Annotated in this window: 13 protein-coding genes; 9 read left to right on the top strand and 4 right to left on the bottom strand. The window is 37.7% G+C overall.

The annotated features are described in order from the left end of the window. The first annotated feature begins 46 nt into the window (after positions 1 to 46). From H4J73_RS11695 to H4J73_RS11680, 4 genes are all read left to right on the top strand, one after another. On the top strand, positions 47 to 424 hold the full coding sequence (locus H4J73_RS11695) for a hypothetical protein (protein ID WP_182182176.1): 378 nt from the start codon (positions 47 to 49) through the stop codon (positions 422 to 424). Positions 425 to 734: 310 nt separating this feature from the next. Next, on the top strand, positions 735 to 2,258 hold the full coding sequence (locus H4J73_RS11690; protein WP_182223727.1) for an AMP-binding protein: 1,524 nt from the start codon (positions 735 to 737) through the stop codon (positions 2,256 to 2,258). A gap of 30 nt (positions 2,259 to 2,288) precedes the next feature. Beyond that, the gene (locus H4J73_RS11685; protein WP_182182174.1) at positions 2,289 to 3,170 is read left to right on the top strand and encodes a TauD/TfdA family dioxygenase; all 882 of its coding nucleotides are present in this window, start codon (positions 2,289 to 2,291) and stop codon (positions 3,168 to 3,170) included. Between the two features lie 96 nt (positions 3,171 to 3,266). Beyond that, a complete protein-coding gene (locus H4J73_RS11680; RefSeq protein WP_220460674.1) occupies positions 3,267 to 4,094 on the top strand; it encodes an SDR family oxidoreductase in 828 nt (275 codons plus the stop codon). Between the two features lie 158 nt (positions 4,095 to 4,252). Here the strand turns inward: H4J73_RS11680 and H4J73_RS11675 are convergent, their stop codons facing one another. The 3 genes from H4J73_RS11675 to H4J73_RS11665 form a co-directional block, all read right to left on the bottom strand. Next, entirely contained in the window at positions 4,253 to 4,912 is a 660-nt protein-coding gene (locus tag H4J73_RS11675; RefSeq protein ID WP_182182173.1) for a tetratricopeptide repeat protein, read from the bottom strand. A 31-nt stretch (positions 4,913 to 4,943) separates the two neighbouring features. Then, positions 4,944 to 5,717, bottom strand: coding sequence for a thermostable hemolysin (locus tag H4J73_RS11670; RefSeq protein ID WP_182182172.1), 774 nt, complete (start codon positions 5,715 to 5,717; stop codon positions 4,944 to 4,946). Between the two features lie 203 nt (positions 5,718 to 5,920). After that, positions 5,921 to 6,484 (bottom strand): YSC84-related protein, encoded by a 564-nt coding sequence (locus H4J73_RS11665; RefSeq protein ID WP_182182171.1) that lies wholly within the window; start codon positions 6,482 to 6,484, stop codon positions 5,921 to 5,923. Between the two features lie 183 nt (positions 6,485 to 6,667). Here H4J73_RS11665 and H4J73_RS11660 point away from each other — a divergent pair, with 183 nt between their 5' ends. Together H4J73_RS11660 and H4J73_RS11655 are read left to right on the top strand one after the other, a co-directional pair. Beyond that, positions 6,668 to 7,042: a BlaI/MecI/CopY family transcriptional regulator gene (locus tag H4J73_RS11660; protein WP_182223726.1), complete on the top strand. Its 375-nt coding sequence runs from the start codon at positions 6,668 to 6,670 to the stop codon at positions 7,040 to 7,042. Continuing rightward, on the top strand, positions 7,035 to 8,270 hold the full coding sequence (locus H4J73_RS11655; protein ID WP_182223725.1) for a TonB family protein: 1,236 nt from the start codon (positions 7,035 to 7,037) through the stop codon (positions 8,268 to 8,270). The genes H4J73_RS11660 and H4J73_RS11655 overlap by 8 nt, the downstream gene beginning before the upstream one ends. Before the next feature lie 90 nt (positions 8,271 to 8,360). Here the strand turns inward: H4J73_RS11655 and H4J73_RS11650 are convergent, their stop codons facing one another. Then, complete coding sequence (locus tag H4J73_RS11650; RefSeq protein WP_182223724.1) at positions 8,361 to 9,152, bottom strand: ABC transporter substrate-binding protein; 792 nt, start codon at positions 9,150 to 9,152, stop codon at positions 8,361 to 8,363. Positions 9,153 to 9,438: 286 nt separating this feature from the next. Here H4J73_RS11650 and pepB point away from each other — a divergent pair, with 286 nt between their 5' ends. The 3 genes from pepB (at position 9,439) to mrcB (ending at position 15,869) form a co-directional block, all read left to right on the top strand. After that, positions 9,439 to 10,728 carry an aminopeptidase PepB gene (gene pepB / locus H4J73_RS11645; protein WP_182223723.1) on the top strand — a complete coding sequence of 430 codons (1,290 nt, stop codon included), beginning with the start codon at positions 9,439 to 9,441 and terminating at the stop codon, positions 10,726 to 10,728. Positions 10,729 to 10,983: 255 nt separating this feature from the next. Continuing rightward, on the top strand, positions 10,984 to 13,509 hold the full coding sequence (gene hrpB, locus H4J73_RS11640; protein WP_182223722.1) for an ATP-dependent helicase HrpB: 2,526 nt from the start codon (positions 10,984 to 10,986) through the stop codon (positions 13,507 to 13,509). 50 nt (positions 13,510 to 13,559) lie between these two features. Then, positions 13,560 to 15,869 carry a penicillin-binding protein 1B gene (gene mrcB / locus H4J73_RS11635; protein WP_182223721.1) on the top strand — a complete coding sequence of 770 codons (2,310 nt, stop codon included), beginning with the start codon at positions 13,560 to 13,562 and terminating at the stop codon, positions 15,867 to 15,869. Positions 15,870 to 15,893: the final 24 nt, after the last annotated feature.

The raw sequence follows: 15,893 nt of genomic DNA, 5'->3' as shown, positions 1-15,893 counted from the left end.
TTCACTAAACAAAACCAATGAGTGGCTATATCATCGGAGAATTGAATTGACTGTAGAACATGGTTATAACACGATAATCTTAAAAGAAAATATTATACATATTACATTGAGTGGATCTTTTAATGAATATGGAGCTAATGATGTGTCACAAAAAACAAAGGCAATAATTAACTCTCTTAATCAAAAAAGGTTTTTGATACTTGCCAACCTTTCAAATTTGAACGGTGCAACCCCTGAGGCGTTTAACACTTCCAATGAATTCAATTTGTGGTTGAATAGTCAAAATATGGTGGCAAAAGCTATTGTAATCACTTCCCAGGTAATAAAAAATATTGATCAGCAATGGGTACCTTCGAAAGCTTGTCAAAATATTGAGTACTTTGACAATGAATATGATGCTTTAATTTGGTTAAAGAAACAGTGATGACCTTGATACAGCGCAAAACACTTATTAATAGCCGATGCTTTTGACAATGAATACCGTAATCGCGACAACAGTAAAAACAATTATACCCCATAATAATTACTCCGCTCGTTAATACAAAATATTGAGTTGTTATGACCTTTGCTATTAGGCGAATAACTAACAGTTTCAAACGCAGTACCAGCATAACAAGCCGTTCCTCATAAAATGACTACCCTCATTTAAAAAATTCTCTTAAGCATTCGTTAAGCTTAATCGTAGATACTTGTCTTAAGTTATATCCTCATTGGTTCATCGAAAGGAAAATTTCATGGAAAAGCTATTTCAAGTATTGTGTGCTCGCGCTAATTTATTTCCTCATCAAGCTGCTCTAATCTCGGACCAGGGTGATCAGAAAATTATTACGAATAATCAACAATTAGTGGAAAAAATCGCGACAGTAGAGGCTGCTTTTAAAGCACAAAAATTAGCGTGTATTGGCTTATTTATGGACAACTGCTCAGAGTGGATTATATGTGATTTGGCTGCGGCTAAATTGGGCATTACCTTGGTGCCGATCCCACTATTTTTTACCACAACACAAATTGGTGATTTAGTGAAGAGTGCACATGTAGATACAATTATAACCAAGCGAAACTTAATGATGGCTCTTGGCACTAATAGACACTTAAATTTTACGACCGAGAGCGAACTTACGCTTTTACCGCTTGCTGATACCGTGCTATTGCCCCTATCCCAAGAACAACGTGTTAATAGCAAAGTTGATGTCGTTAACAATATGATCGGTATCACTAAAGTGACTTATACCTCAGGGTCTACTGGCGAACCTAAAGGCGTTTGTTTATCAAGCGCGAATATTGCTGCGGTATGTGAAGGAATTGAAGCGTCAATGGTTGAAATGGGCATAGCCGATCATTTATGTGTTATGCCGTTAGCCACGTTATTAGAAAACATTGCTGGTGTTTATATTGGCTTGTTGCGAGGTGGGGCGATTATAACTGCGCCACTAGCAATGTTAGGTTTTGTTTCTAATGTTGAGTTCGATATTGAAAAGTTGGTAAATAAAATTGCTCAACATCAGGTGGGTAGCGTTATTTTATTACCACAAATATTAAAACATTTAGTACATGCCTTAAATAAAGAAATTTTAGCTAAATGCGCAAGCTTAACGTTTATCGCACTAGGTGGAGGTAAATCATCACCACATATTTTACAACAAGCGATAGATTCTGGATTACCTGTTTATGAAGGCTATGGCTTATCAGAATGCTGTTCGGTGGTTAGTCTTAATCTACCAAAACAACATAAAGTAGGCAGTGTCGGTAAAGTGCTGCCTCATGCGCGTGTCAGTATTGCCCAAGATGGCGAAATCATGATTGATGGTCAAGCAATGCTGGGTTATTTAGGTGAATTAGACCAAGTAGCCAAACAAATTCATACCGGTGATTTAGGTTATATCGATGCTGATGGTTTCATTTATGTGTCAGGCAGAAAAAAGAACACTATTGTGAGCAGCTTTGGTCGCAACATTTCTCCTGAATGGGTCGAGGCTAGTTTAACGTCGTCTTCTGTCATTTCTCAGGTGGCGGTTTTTGGTGAAGCACGTCCAGCATTATCGGCAATAGTCGTTACCCGCGATAAAAATGACCTTGCAGTGCAACAGGCTATTGATGCAGTTAATAAAAGTCTACCTGATTATGCACAGATTCATCATTGGCTGATCGCTGATGCTCCCTTTAGTGTTCAAAATCATACGCTAACAAGTAACGGACGTTTAAAAAGAAAGAACATTGAGTTGATGTACGAAGACAAACTTGCTGCACTTTATTGCTAACGCTACAGAATTTATTATTAGGATGCCTTTATGAAAAACATTATTTCTTCTACCAATAACATCGAGCTTAATGATATTGAGATTATTAGCCAAATCAAGCAAACATTAAATGATAGTGGTTGGGTACTCTTGCGTGGTTTTAGTGCTAGCTTGCCTAAGTTTAGTGAATTATTAAAACAGTTCTGTCATGAATTAACGTTTGATCCCGCGCGTGAATTTGCAGATAAATCTAGTCAAAAAGTGAATGCTGGTGTAGATCCTGTTGGTTTGCATATAGAAAATGGTAATACACCTTTTCCCCCTAATCTTGTTGCTTTTTATAGTGCGAAAAGTGCTAAAAAAGGATCTCAAACAACCTTGTGTGATGGTGCTGAGCTTTTTCAAAATATGCCGGTTGAATTACAGCAAGCATGGCAGAAAACAGTGACTGTTTCACGACGTTTATCGTCTCATCTTTGGCGACAGTATGTCGTTAACCAGCACCCAGACGTTAACAGTGTAAGTAACGTGACTGAAAAGCATTTAGCTGACTTTATAGCGATTAATAAGCATCAAAGAGGCACAATAAATGCTGATGATAGTTTAGATTACGAGCTAGATATAATGCCGTGTTTACCGATGAAAAACGCTTCTTTGCTTGGCAGAAATCAAACAGAGCAATTCGCCTTTGCAAATGCGCTATTGGGTCCTTCCTTTAATTATGAAAAACCTAACTACACTTTTGCTAATGGACAACCTGTAAGTGAGGAATTAATTAAAGAAACTACTGAATTAGCGGAGAAATATACTCAAGAAATTCATTGGCAAGATGGTGATATAGCCATCATTAATAATAAGCGAGTACTCCATGGTAGAAGAGCTATTATCGGTAACTTAAATGACAGAAGTCTTTTTATTGGTATGGGTTACTAACCATTACGTTGTTACAGCAATTATTAAGCAATGTTGTATCTAAAGCTTCAATCAAGGTTAACTCTTGATTGAAAAAATTTTAAAAGAGGTTTTCAGATGGCTAGTCAATTTACCCAAAAAATGATGAATAAAAATATTTTACTCACCGGTGCCACAGGGGGTATTGGACAGGCGTTTAGCCACTTATTGTTTAGCTCAGGTGCAAATTTGGTTTTAGTGGGGCGCAATGAAGAAAAATTGGCACAATTAAAAAACGAATTAATGGCGTTAAACTCACAAGCCAAAAACTCAGTGGTTACCTTTGTGGTCGACATTTTACAGCAAGCACAGCGTGATCATTTAATTGAACAATTAGCATCATTACCTTTTGAAATTAATTTACTGATTAATAATGCTGGCGTGAGCCAATTTAAGTTGTTTGAACAAGCTAGCGAAAGTGAAATAAATAATATTATTACTACAAATACCATCGCACCTATGCAATTAACCCAAGCGTTATTACCTTTACTTAAACAGTGTGACTCTGCGCAAATAATTAATATTGGCTCTACCTATGGCAGTATTGGTTTTCCTGGATACACGGCTTATTGTGCGAGTAAGTTTGCTTTGAGGGGCTTTAGTCAAACGTTGTCGAGAGAGCTCGCTGACACCAATGTTCGAGTTAAGTACCTTTCACCTAGAGCTACTCAAACCACTTTAAATAGTCGTCAAGTTGATGAATTGAATACAGCACTTAATAGCGCTGTTGATTCAGTTGAAACGGTTGCTAAAGAGTTGTTGTACCTGATCATTGAGTCAAACGAGGAGCGTTATATCGGTTGGCCAGAAAAACTGTTTGTTAGAATTAACCAGTTGTTTCCTTCACTTGTCAGTAAATCTATTATAAAACAATTACCTATTATAAAAAAATACGCCAATAGCTGAATAATCATTAATACCAATACCAATACCAATACCAATTAGGCAAGGATGCCTAAGTGCTTAATATCATGACTACTCATTATTTATTCAACATAAATATTCAAAAAAAGCTTGAACCTATTGAGATTCACGCTTTTTTTTGTGTTGATTAGCGGTTAAGGTTAATGGCTCGCGAGACTTTTATTTACTTGATTGAGTAAAGCCAATACTTCTTGTTGTCTAAATTTATCGGCACTTACTCGGTTAGGCCGTTGTGGTGCAGCTTGCGCTAACAACAGGTGCTCTTTTGCTTTTACATATTCGTCTTGCTCAAGATAAAACTCAGCCAAAAAATAGTGAATATCGATCCCCTTAGGGTTCATTTTTACCGCGGCCCTTAGATGTTCTTCCGATTTGTCTTCATCACCAAAACTCAGTGGCCATCCTGGGACTTTTAGGTAAAGAATACCTAAACTTGTGTGAGCCGAACCTTGTAAAGCGGTTTCATCGATAGACAAGGCTTTTTCAAAAGCACTTTTTGCATCATCAGCCAAAGAAAGTGCGCCCAATCCTCCTTTTGCACCCGCGAAACTAGACTGAACAATACCATGCCAAATCCAAGCTTCGGCATAGTTGGGAAATTCAGCGACCAGTTTTGCTGACTGTTGTTGTAATTCGGTAAAATCGAGCTTTTGTGCTTTTTTAGTTTTAACATAATTAGCATCTACCCATCGTTCTTGTATGGTGATTAACGCATTATCAAAATTAGATTGAGTGACACTGTTTGCGTAAACGTTACCGACAACGCAATATAAAATGGTACATAAAGTAATGATTTTCATAGTAAGACCTTTTTATTAATCAAAAGTAAAATTAAGTTAATTGCTGACATGTTTGCGCAATTTGTTTATCAAGCGACTGGAACATAACCTGGTACGTAGGATGCTTCGCTATTAAAGCAATAACATCTGACAACGAAACAGCAATAACCTTTGGGTTTGTGGCGTAATAGCTGCCCCAGTGGTCAGTAGATGTTTGAATTTTATTCTCATGAGCATCGCAAAGGTGAGTACAATGAACACCTGATTTAGCCATTATATTTACAACCTTTTCTGTACCTGAAAACACCATATATTTATAATTCATATAAAATAAAGAGACGGCGGTGATCATAAATAACGGCAGAGTGAAGCGTTGATTATTGCTAAAGAGATGTCCTATTTCGACAATATCTTTTCGGTGGATATTGTTTTGAACAAATACAGGTTGTTGCTCAACTGGGCCTAATAGATATTGTTCGATAAATAAATCATCGCGACCACTGCGAATACCTAAAGCGGCTTTATAGGTGCCGTTACACAAAGCCAACAAATGAGGCATGGTTACAGAGACTTTCGCTTGATAGCTTTTAAAGAATCCTTGTTTAATGAATTGCTCAATTTCGTTTCTTTGTTCGCCTCCATGAGCAGCCACTTGAATATCAAAATTAAATTTTTTCTTACCCAGGAATTTTGGATTTACTGAGTGCTCATTTAAGGTGTGCTTATTTGAAAGCGGCTGATGAGATATAAATCTGTCTGAATAATCTTGATATCTTTCAGTTGACGTTATCTCGTGCATTTGACTGTTTGACATTGTATATAACATTATAACTATCTCCTGGAAGTTTATAATGTCAGTCTACTCGTCGATTCTTAAAGAAAGCTTAAGTCCTTTTAGATTTTTGAATCAGTTCTTTACTGTGTTTTTTACCTTCTGGTTATGCTACTTAACCCTTTGAATCAAATTTTCAAAGGGTGCTTAAATATTAGTGAGGTTGCTGGCTATTTTGAAAGATTCACTTAATCAGGTTAATTGAGGTCAGTGTCTTGCCAAAATTTTGTACCTTTAATCGTTGCTTGAAGCGCTAAACCACTTTCAGTAAAAGTGTATACCGTAACATCACCATAATAGATTTCTCCTTCAACGGAGCCTCCTTTGTTACCGGCCTTCGCTGAAGCGTCGGCATTACCACCAAAAGTCCAACCTTTATTAATAAAGTTATTCATTGCATCTACGGTATGAAATACCATAACAATACGATAGTCTTTTACTCCAAGACCTAAGCCTATGCCTCCTTCAGCCATGTTCATGTAGGTGTTTTTATTTGAATTCATATCCTTAACAACGCCATATCCTGTTCCTGCAGCCATGAATATTAAATTAATATTGGCATTAGAAAATACCGCATACCCTGGAGCAGCGTTAATTTGACTGCGCGTGTCGGGCTTTGTAGCAAAAAGTTGCGTGAGAACGGACTCTTTCATCGTTAGAATTTTTTGTTGTTTTTCTGCTTTGCTGCCACTTCCTATCGAAGCACAAGCGACTAACGTTAAGCTTATAAATAAACAAGATAATTTTTTGATCGAGAACATGTCATTCTTCCTTTTATCATTAATTAACTACAGTGTAGAACAGAGTATAAACTTTATCCGTAAAGTTAATTTTTATTAATATATGGTGAGATGTCACAAAATTTTAGTAAATATCTATCTACTTGACATCGGTGATTACAAGTGTAATATCTAATCACCGATTACACTTGTAATATTATAGATATGTCTGAAATTACTAATACAGAATTTGAAGTTTTAGAGGCTTTATGGGTTAAACACCCTGCGACAGCAAATAACATTATTGAACAACTAAATAAAAATAAACCTTGGCACGATAAAACAGTAAAAACACTGATAAATCGCTTGGTAAAAAAAGAAGCGATAGGTTTTGAAAAACAAAACCGCCATTATCTTTATTTTCCCCTATTTGAGCGAACAGCTTATACAGAAATGCAAAGTCAAAGTTTTATTGAGCGGCTATTCAGCGGACGTGTGTCACCACTAGTTGCTGGTTTTGCGAAGACAAATAATTTAAAAAAAGAAGATGTCGATGAATTGAAACTCCTTATTTCAAAATGGGAGCAAGACAATGATTGAGCACCTTATTACGTTACTCTTGCCATTAACATTGTTGCTAAGCATTTTATTGGCTGGGCATAAATGGCTCATACAATCATTAGGGGCGAGCAATACTTACTTATTATGGCTAATGGTGCCTTTAGGTTTAGTTATATATAGCCTACCACTGCCATGGCAGCAAAACACCCTCTCTAATGTCGCTGAAATTAAACGCTACTGGGTTAAGCCGACAGTGGCGCTTCAGCAGCATCTTTCTGTGGCTTGGATGTTATACATATGGTTAAGTGTTGTTGTTTCAATGATGGCTTATTGGTTGCTCACTTATTCTATATTTAATAAGCACCTTAAGTTAACGAACATTGATAAATCATCGATGCCATTAGCTATACCTCAAAAAGTATCACTCTATCAAAGCTCAAGTACTTACAGTCCGATGCTTATTGGATTAGTGAAGCAAAAACTTATTATTCCAGAGAATTTTTCTGAGCTTTACAGTGTAGAGCAACAGAAACTTATTTTGGAACATGAAATTTGTCATTTTGATCGGAATGACATTTATTGGAATCTCATGGCGCTAACTTGCTTAACGTTATTCTGGTTCCATCCTCTTGCTTGGTTAGCCTATTTTAGGTTTCGCCAAGATCAAGAACTCTCCTGTGATCAACTCGTTCTGGCGCGCAAACCAAAAGAGAGCAGGATTAATTATAGTAAAGCACTATTAGTGGCGGCACAGTCGACACCGTCATTAGCATTCGCCCAACTATCCTTTAAAAAGCATGGAGATAAACAAATTATGTTAGAACGAATTAACAATTTAAAAACCAACAAAAAAACATCTAAATCATTACTCGTTGTCGCAATACTGACAACTATAACACTGCTTTCAGGGCTAAGTTACGCAGGAAATCAACATGACAATGTTGGAGAAAAAGCAACAGAGTCAACTCACCTTAAACCTGTTATGCGTGTGAATCCTAAGTACCCAATAAAAGCGGCACAAGAAGGTATGGAAGGTTCAGTGGTATTAAAGTTTGATGTAACCGCAAACGGAAGTGTGACAAATGTTGAGGTGGTGAATGCAAAGCCCGCTTATGTTTTTGACAAATCAGCAGTAAGTGCCTTAGAAAAATGGAAATACTCAGCCGTTGGTCACAAGGTTGAGGGGCTGTTAGTTCAATTAGACTTTTCGATGGGTAAAGATTCGAAACTTGAAAACTTAATTGAGCGTATTAAGGTCACCCAATAGGTTTATCAAGTAAGTAAGACGGTAAAAGGGGTGCTGAAGCACCCCTTTTACCACTAACACTGGCATATCTTGTTGTTAAATAGCTCAGCGCTATTTTAAGGGGTAAAGCTGGGGCGTTTCATCGGTTGTCCCCGTGAGATAGTTAAGTGTCGTCACATAATTTTTAGATACCCCCCAACGATTAAATGTTGACTTGGCTTTGTCAGATTTTAAGTATGAGATGAAATGTTCATCCCAAACTTTCTTAAATTTAACGCCTGAAATCGAATCGGTGAAAGCTGCATGAATATCGATAAAACCAATGATTTGTGATTTAAATCTTGCTTCTGAGTCATCAATGTCTCTGTATTCAGCTTGTGTCATAATGATAAAGTCAGCTCTACCATGTTTTAGCATTTTAAGCGCTTGAATGGGGGTATTTACGACGCGAACTTGATTATTAAGTATGGGAAGATGTTCTTTGGCATTTTCAGATATGCTCGGTAACATCACTAGTTTTTTATTCTTAAGTGTTGATAAGCCTTGCCAATTTAAGACGTTATCGTCTCGATAGATAGCAAGAATCTTGTCTGCTTCATGGGGAACGAATGAAAATAGAGTTGACATATTACTATGTTTAATCATACCTATCATCATATCAGCTTGCCCATGTTCGACTTCCTTTAAGGCCCGTTGATAGGGATAGACATTAATATTGACTTGATACCCTAGCGGCTCAAAAATAGCTTTAACCATTTCGAATTGATACCCAGTACCATCATGATTTGTAGCACCAGAAATATACTCCCCAACCACATTAAGTTGCTGAGTTTGGGCATAAAGTGATAAACACAATGAATACAAAGCTGCAAACACGGTAATCTTAATTGCGCTCAAGATCATGTCAAAATATTCTCAAAAAAATTATTTTTTTAATATAGCATAATGTAAAAAAACTTAAAGAATATGTAAGTATTTCTCTGCTTAATTATAAAAATATAGTGAGAGGAGTATCGTAATTAATTCTGAGCTAGTGGCTTATTATCAACAAGTATCCACCTAAGTTTATTGCAGATAATTTTTTTAGGTTAAGTTTACATTAAGCCCATAACGACTTTTCAAAAAATATCGGTTTTACTTTAGGATAAGTATAAACTAGAGATGATAATTATCATGCTCAGGAAGTCTTATGACCCAAGTAACCAATATTTACCTATCAAAACAGAGTAATAATGATAACTGGCAAAGTGAAAACCTTGTTCAGTTTGTTGATAACGCGCTTTATATTTGTTTGAAAGATTCAAACAGATCTTCTTCAAGACAAATTCAAAAAGCAGCACGAAGCATTGAGAAGCTTGGCGTGAAGCACGCGCGTTTATCAGGAGAAAACTGGCAAGAAGAGGCTCAATGGAGTTTTGCTTTAGGTTTTACCTGTGTTGGTAAATTAACTAATGTTGAATTTACGGGTAGCAGTGAATGTGTAAATCGCTTGAACGACAAATTAGCTGTTTTTGCTTGGAGCCGCGATTTAATTAATCAAACACCTTCAGAATTATACCCGCTTAGATTAGCTGAGTTAGCGGCTGACTATATTAATGCACAAGCACCCGCTTATGTAACCAGCAACCTTATCTCAGGTGAAGAATTACAGCAGCAAGGCTGGGTGGGCATTTATAATGTTGGTAAAGGTAGTATTAATAAGCCGTGTCTATTAGAAGTTGATTTTAACCCAACGGGTAACCCTGATGCAGCCGTTTCAGCCTGTTTAGTGGGTAAAGGTATTACATTTGACAGTGGCGGTTACAGCTTGAAGTCAAACGCCGGCATGTTTGACATGAAATGTGATATGGGCGGAGCCGCAGTTGTTGCTGGTGCGATGGCCTTAGCGATCAGACAAGGTTTAAATAAGCGCGTTAAATTATTTTTATGCTGTGCTGAAAACATGGTGAGCAATGATGCTTATAAACTCGGTGATATTTTAACTTATAAAAACGGGGTAACGATGGAAGTTGCCAATACCGATGCTGAAGGTCGTATAGTTTTAGCCGATGGTTTATTAGCCGCTAGCGAAACTAAGGCGCCTCTTATTATTGACGCTGCAACACTTACAGGTGCTGCAGTTATGGCAACAGGTGGTGACTACAACGCGTTATTTACTTTAGATAACGAAGCCGCTGAACAAGCTAAAAAAATCGCGCAACAAGTAAATGAGCCAATATGGCAACTTCCTTTAGAACCTTGGCATGAAGAAAAATGTCCATCTGAATTTGCAGATACGGCAAACAGTCGTCCTATACCAGGTGGTGGTGCAGGTGGTGCAAGTAATGCCGCAGGCTTTTTATCTCGTTTTGTCGATAATGACGGCGCGGGCTGGTTGCATTTTGATTTAGCGGCCGCTTATAACGGTAATAGTACGAGTCTTTGGGGCGCCGGTGGCACAGGGTTAGGTATTGCGACTATTGCTGAGTTAATTAAGTAGTTTTCACTCATCTTTAATCGCTAGAAGCACAATAATGCAGATTATTGTGCTTTTTTGTTTGTTGCCATATCTCGACGAACAATGCACAAGTAATTCATATAGCAGGTAATAATTAGGACAACTTATTTTACCCTTAGCAGGAAAATATATTCATTACTTTATGGCGAGTGAACAAAATATAACAATATGGCTTGAAACGTTTGTGGTAGAGTAACAGCCAGCTTGTTACGCCATAATATTTCATATAAAACTAAAATGTCTGTTTCTCCATTACCTATAGAAAATATCAAAACGGAACTTCTTGATGCGCTAACGCAGTATCAAACCCTCGTGTTATCTGCTCCGCCAGGTGCAGGTAAATCAACACGCTTACCGTTATGGTTATTAGCCCTTGATCAATTTAAAAATAAAAAAATATACTTGTTACAACCACGTCGTTTAGCGGCTAAAACCGTTGCCTGCTTTTTAGCTAAACAACTCGGCGAGCCAGTTGGAAAAACGGTAGGGTATCGGCTAAAAAATGAAAGTAAAGTCTCTAAAACGACTCAGCTTGAAGTGATCACCGAAGGGATCTTTACACAAATCATTCAGCATGATCCTGAGCTTGAAGATTGTGCATTGGTTATTTTTGATGAATTTCATGAACGATCGCTAAATGCAGATTTAGCGTTTGCATTAGCGCGAGATGTTCAGCAAGGGTTACGTAACGACTTAAAAATATTATTAATGTCTGCAACGTTAGCGACCAATGAAATTTTGAAACAATTACCTGATGCTGTTTCAATGGCCAGTGAAGGTCGTAGTTTTCCTATCGACGTCAGTTATTCACCAGTTAAAAATAGTCGTTTATGGCGAGAGCATGCGGTAAATGTTTGCAAAAACGCAATAAATACCCATCAAGGTTCTATCTTAGTTTTTTTACCTGGCATTGCCGATATTCGTTTTCTTGCTGATAACTTAGCCGAACTATTACCGAAACATTTTTTATTATGTCCTTTATATGGTGACTTAACGCTTGTGCAGCAGCAACAGGCAATTGCCGCGACTGAACAAGGGCTACATAAAATTGTTTTAGCGACGAATATTGCAGAAACAAGTTTAACCATTGAAGGGATTGATTTGGTTATAGACTGTGGGTTAGAAAAAGTTGCGGTTTACGACAGACAAACATTAACGAATCAGCTTCAGCAACGTAATATTTCCAAGGCCTCTGCCATACAACGTATGGGGCGTGCTGGGCGAATGATGGCGGGTAAATGTATTCGTCTTTACACCAGCGAAGATTTTTATCGCAGAAATGAACAAAGTATTAGCGAAATTCAACAAGCTGATTTACTACCAATGGTCATAGAGGCTGCTCGTTGGGGGGTTAAAAAACTTAACGAACTCCCCATGATGGAACTCCCTGCAAAAGTTGTTGAAACTCAAGCATGGCATGAATTACAAAAGTTGCAGTTACTTGATGAAAAAAGAAATTTAACCCAACTTGGTAAAAGTGTTTCTAGTTTTGCTTGTCATCCTCGCTTTGCTAAAATGATTGTTAGAGCGGCGGAATTAGAAAAAAAATATCAATGTGTGGGCTTCACAAACCTCGCGGCTCTATTAGCGTCATTACTTGAAGACCGAGATATATTTCGTGGAGAACGCGCATTTACTGATTGTGATTTACGCCATCGTTTGAGCGAGTTAATTTATCAGTCAAAAAGTAAAAGGTATCAGTCATTTTTTCTGCAAACAAAAAAGCACTTACAAAAAGTTAATAAAGTATTCGTTACTGATTTATCGAGTTTACCACTTGAATTAACCGGCGTATTACTGGCCTTAGCTTATCCGGAACGTATTGCTAAAAAGCGTGAGCAATACGGACATTTTCTGGCTGAAAATGGTAAAGGTCTGTTTATAAATGATCAAGATGCGCTTGCGAGTGAACTTTATATTGTTGCTGCTAATTTAGCTGAATATCAACAAAAATTACAAGTAAGGCTTGCCGCCCCTGTTGATATTGAACAGCTTATTGCTTGGGGAATCATTGTTGAGCAACAAAGAAAACAGCTTAATTACAACCCAAAAACACAGCGCATTAATGCTAAACAGCAAACGGTACTTGGGGCCATTGTCTTGTCAGAGAAACCCAGTAACGAGAAAATAAACCACCAGGCAATCGCTCATTTATGGCAACAACAAATTGAGAAACACGGTTTGTCATACCTTAATTGGCGTGATGAGGATCAACAGTTACTAAGTCGCTGGCGATGGATTAATCAAACACAACGGCATTTAAATTTTCCAGATGTTAAAGAAAGTGCATTATTACAAAGCTTACCTTTATGGTTGGTCCCTTTTATGGGTGATATAAAGAATAAAACCCAGTTAGATAAAGTAAATTTGTCGTCTGCATTATTATCGTTACTTGATTATAACCAGCAAAAATCATTGGATAAAATCGCTCCAGAATCTTTTGTTGGTCCAACAGGAAGACGCTGTCCTATTCGTTACAGTGCAGAGCAAGCGCCTATTGTTTCATTACCTATGCAAGAGCTTTATGGCGTGAGTATTACGCCTAATGTCGGTGACAATAAACATAAAAAGGGAATTGATCTGATTATCGAACTACTTTCACCCGCTAAAAGGCCTATTCAAGTGACACAAGACCTTGTCGCTTTTTGGCAAGGGAGCTACAAGCAAGTACAAAAAGAAATGAAAGCAAAATACCCTAAACACTTTTGGCCAGACGACCCAGCCAATGCACAAGCAACTAATCGTGTTAAAAAACATATGTAAAGCGTCCGCTTTATTCGTCGATAAAAGTACAGTTTGGAATGGTTAATCATTTGAAAAAAGAGACTCAAAAAAATACAACGCCTAGCACTTCTTGGGTAAATTGGTGTTGGCATACCGCTTTGAAGGTGTTTATTACATTCATTTTTCTATTCAGCTTTTATGCGATTTATCTCGACAGTAAGGTAAAGGATAAATTTGAAGGGCAACGCTGGAATATTCCCGTACAAGTTTATGGGAAAGTAGAAAGTGTTAGAGTGGGTGATAAAGCATCATTGGATCAACTCAAGAAAAATTTGCTTTTGTCAGGGTACGAGAGAAAGCAGCAAGCGATTAACCCTGGTGAATTTGCTTTGTCGACCACCAAACTTATTGTCTATCGTCGACCTTTTGATTTTGGCGATGGCAATACGTTTGCACAGCGATTTACGCTCCATATTTCAGGTAACAAAATACTCTCGATACTTGATGATCAAGATGAAATTACACGTTTTTCATTTGAACCGTTCTTACTGGGACGTTTAGTTCCTGAAAACAAAGAAGATCGTGTAATAGTTCCACTTCAAGCATTGCCAGAAAAACTTATCGATACTTTGTTGTTAGTTGAAGACCGTGATTTCTATTTTCATTCTGGGGTTTCTCCCTTAGGTATTTTTCGTGCCTTAATTGCTAATATTCGCGCGGGAAGAACGGTTCAGGGCGGGAGTACGTTAACTCAACAGCTAGTTAAAAATATGTTTTTAACTCGAGAAAAAACACTGTGGCGTAAAGTCAACGAAGCCGTTATGTCAATTATTCTTGAACTTAGATACAGTAAAGATCAACTACTTGAAGCCTACATAAATGAAGTTTACTTAGGGCAACACTATGCCAATGGTATCTATGGTTTTGGTTTGGCAGCTAAGTTTTATTTTGGTCAATCAGTGCATTCCTTAACGATTGAACAAATGGCAATGCTTGTTGGACAAGTTAAAGGACCTAGTTATTATGATCCGTGGCGGCACCCTAACAAGGCGAAAAAGCGACGTGATCTTGTTTTACTCTTAATGTATCAAAATGAATTGATTTCACAAAAAGATTATCAAGCGGCGGTCGTCTCGCCTTTATCTGTCCGTGAATCTCGTCGTTTAATACACAAAAAGTTTCCTGCGTATTTACAATTGGTAAAAAAAGAACTGGCTGAAAAGCTCTCTACTTTTCAGCAACAAGCTGGGGTGCGAGTTTTTACTGGTTTTTCAATTGCGACACAAATGAACGCAGAGCAAACAATAGCTAAAAAAATGCCTGATTTAGTGAAACTCAATAAAGGACAGTCGTTACAACTTGCCATGGTGGTTACCGATATAAAGTCAGGCGAAGTTAAAGCACTAGTGGGTGATGAAAAATCAGGCTATGCAGGCTTTAATCGTGCATTGGACGCTAAGCGCCCAATAGGTTCATTAATAAAACCGGCAATATATCTGGCAGCACTAGAACGATATCAACAATACAACTTTGCCACATTATTAAAAGACGAGCCTATCGTACTTGTCAGTGATGGTGGTAAAGAGTGGCGACCCAAAAATTATAATGGGAAATTTGAAGGTAAGGTCAGCTTATTTGATGCTCTAGTGAGATCGCTTAACGTGCCAACAGTCAACTTAGGCATGGCATTGGGCTTAGAGAATGTCGCTAATATTTTTCATGTTTTAGGCTATCCTGACGATATCGTTACCCGACCAAGTATATTGTTAGGCTCTTTAAGCTTGTCGCCTTTTGAAATTAATCAGCTTTATTTACCCATCGCTAATCAAGGCTTTAAAAGTAATAGCCATGCGATTGATCGTATCGTTTCAGCGAAAGGTGTAACGTTATGGCAATTTGAATCACAAGAAGAGCAACTGTTCTCCACCCAAGGTATGTATTTACTCGACCATGCATTATCACAAGTGACCAAAGAAGGAACAGCGAAGTCGCTTACTTGGCGTTTAAATGGTGCAGAAGTCGCGGGTAAAACAGGTACGACTAATGAGCAAAGAGATAGTTGGTTTGTCGGTTATGATAACGAAAATTTAGTCACCACTTGGTTGGGGCGTGACGATAACAAACCGACCCACTTAACCGGAAGTAGTGGTGCGTTAGTGTTATTTGCAGAGTTTATGAGAAAAAATGGCGTGATCAATAAAGCTCGTTTAATGCCTGAAAATGTTGTGTTGACAGATTTTGAGTCTACTAGTGGTATAGCGGTGAGTGTAGAGTGTGCTGAAATGATTACTTATCCTGCAATAACAACAGGCTTGTTAATTGAGCCTCATTGTTTAGGAAAAAAGGCAGAAAAAAATAAGAACAAACTCTCTTGGTTTGAGCAGCTTTTTACCGATTAGGGCTACAGATTTAGTGTAATAGTG

This window comes from Colwellia sp. MB3u-41, assembly GCF_014076845.1.
In the GTDB taxonomy this organism is placed as follows: domain Bacteria; phylum Pseudomonadota; class Gammaproteobacteria; order Enterobacterales; family Alteromonadaceae; genus Colwellia_A.
This window is presented reverse-complemented; position numbering and strand designations above follow the sequence as displayed.

Coding starts and splice junctions, on each gene's coding strand:
- H4J73_RS11690 (WP_182223727.1), top strand. CDS start 735: ATGGAAAAGCTATTTCAAGTATTGTGTGCTCGCGCTAATTTATTTCCT.
- H4J73_RS11685 (WP_182182174.1), top strand. CDS start 2,289: ATGAAAAACATTATTTCTTCTACCAATAACATCGAGCTTAATGATATT.
- H4J73_RS11680 (WP_220460674.1), top strand. CDS start 3,267: ATGGCTAGTCAATTTACCCAAAAAATGATGAATAAAAATATTTTACTC.
- H4J73_RS11675 (WP_182182173.1), bottom strand. CDS start 4,912: ATGAAAATCATTACTTTATGTACCATTTTATATTGCGTTGTCGGTAAC.
- H4J73_RS11670 (WP_182182172.1), bottom strand. CDS start 5,717: ATGTTATATACAATGTCAAACAGTCAAATGCACGAGATAACGTCAACT.
- H4J73_RS11665 (WP_182182171.1), bottom strand. CDS start 6,484: ATGTTCTCGATCAAAAAATTATCTTGTTTATTTATAAGCTTAACGTTA.
- H4J73_RS11660 (WP_182223726.1), top strand. CDS start 6,668: ATGTCTGAAATTACTAATACAGAATTTGAAGTTTTAGAGGCTTTATGG.
- H4J73_RS11655 (WP_182223725.1), top strand. CDS start 7,035: ATGATTGAGCACCTTATTACGTTACTCTTGCCATTAACATTGTTGCTA.
- H4J73_RS11650 (WP_182223724.1), bottom strand. CDS start 9,152: ATGATCTTGAGCGCAATTAAGATTACCGTGTTTGCAGCTTTGTATTCA.
- pepB (WP_182223723.1), top strand. CDS start 9,439: ATGACCCAAGTAACCAATATTTACCTATCAAAACAGAGTAATAATGAT.
- hrpB (WP_182223722.1), top strand. CDS start 10,984: ATGTCTGTTTCTCCATTACCTATAGAAAATATCAAAACGGAACTTCTT.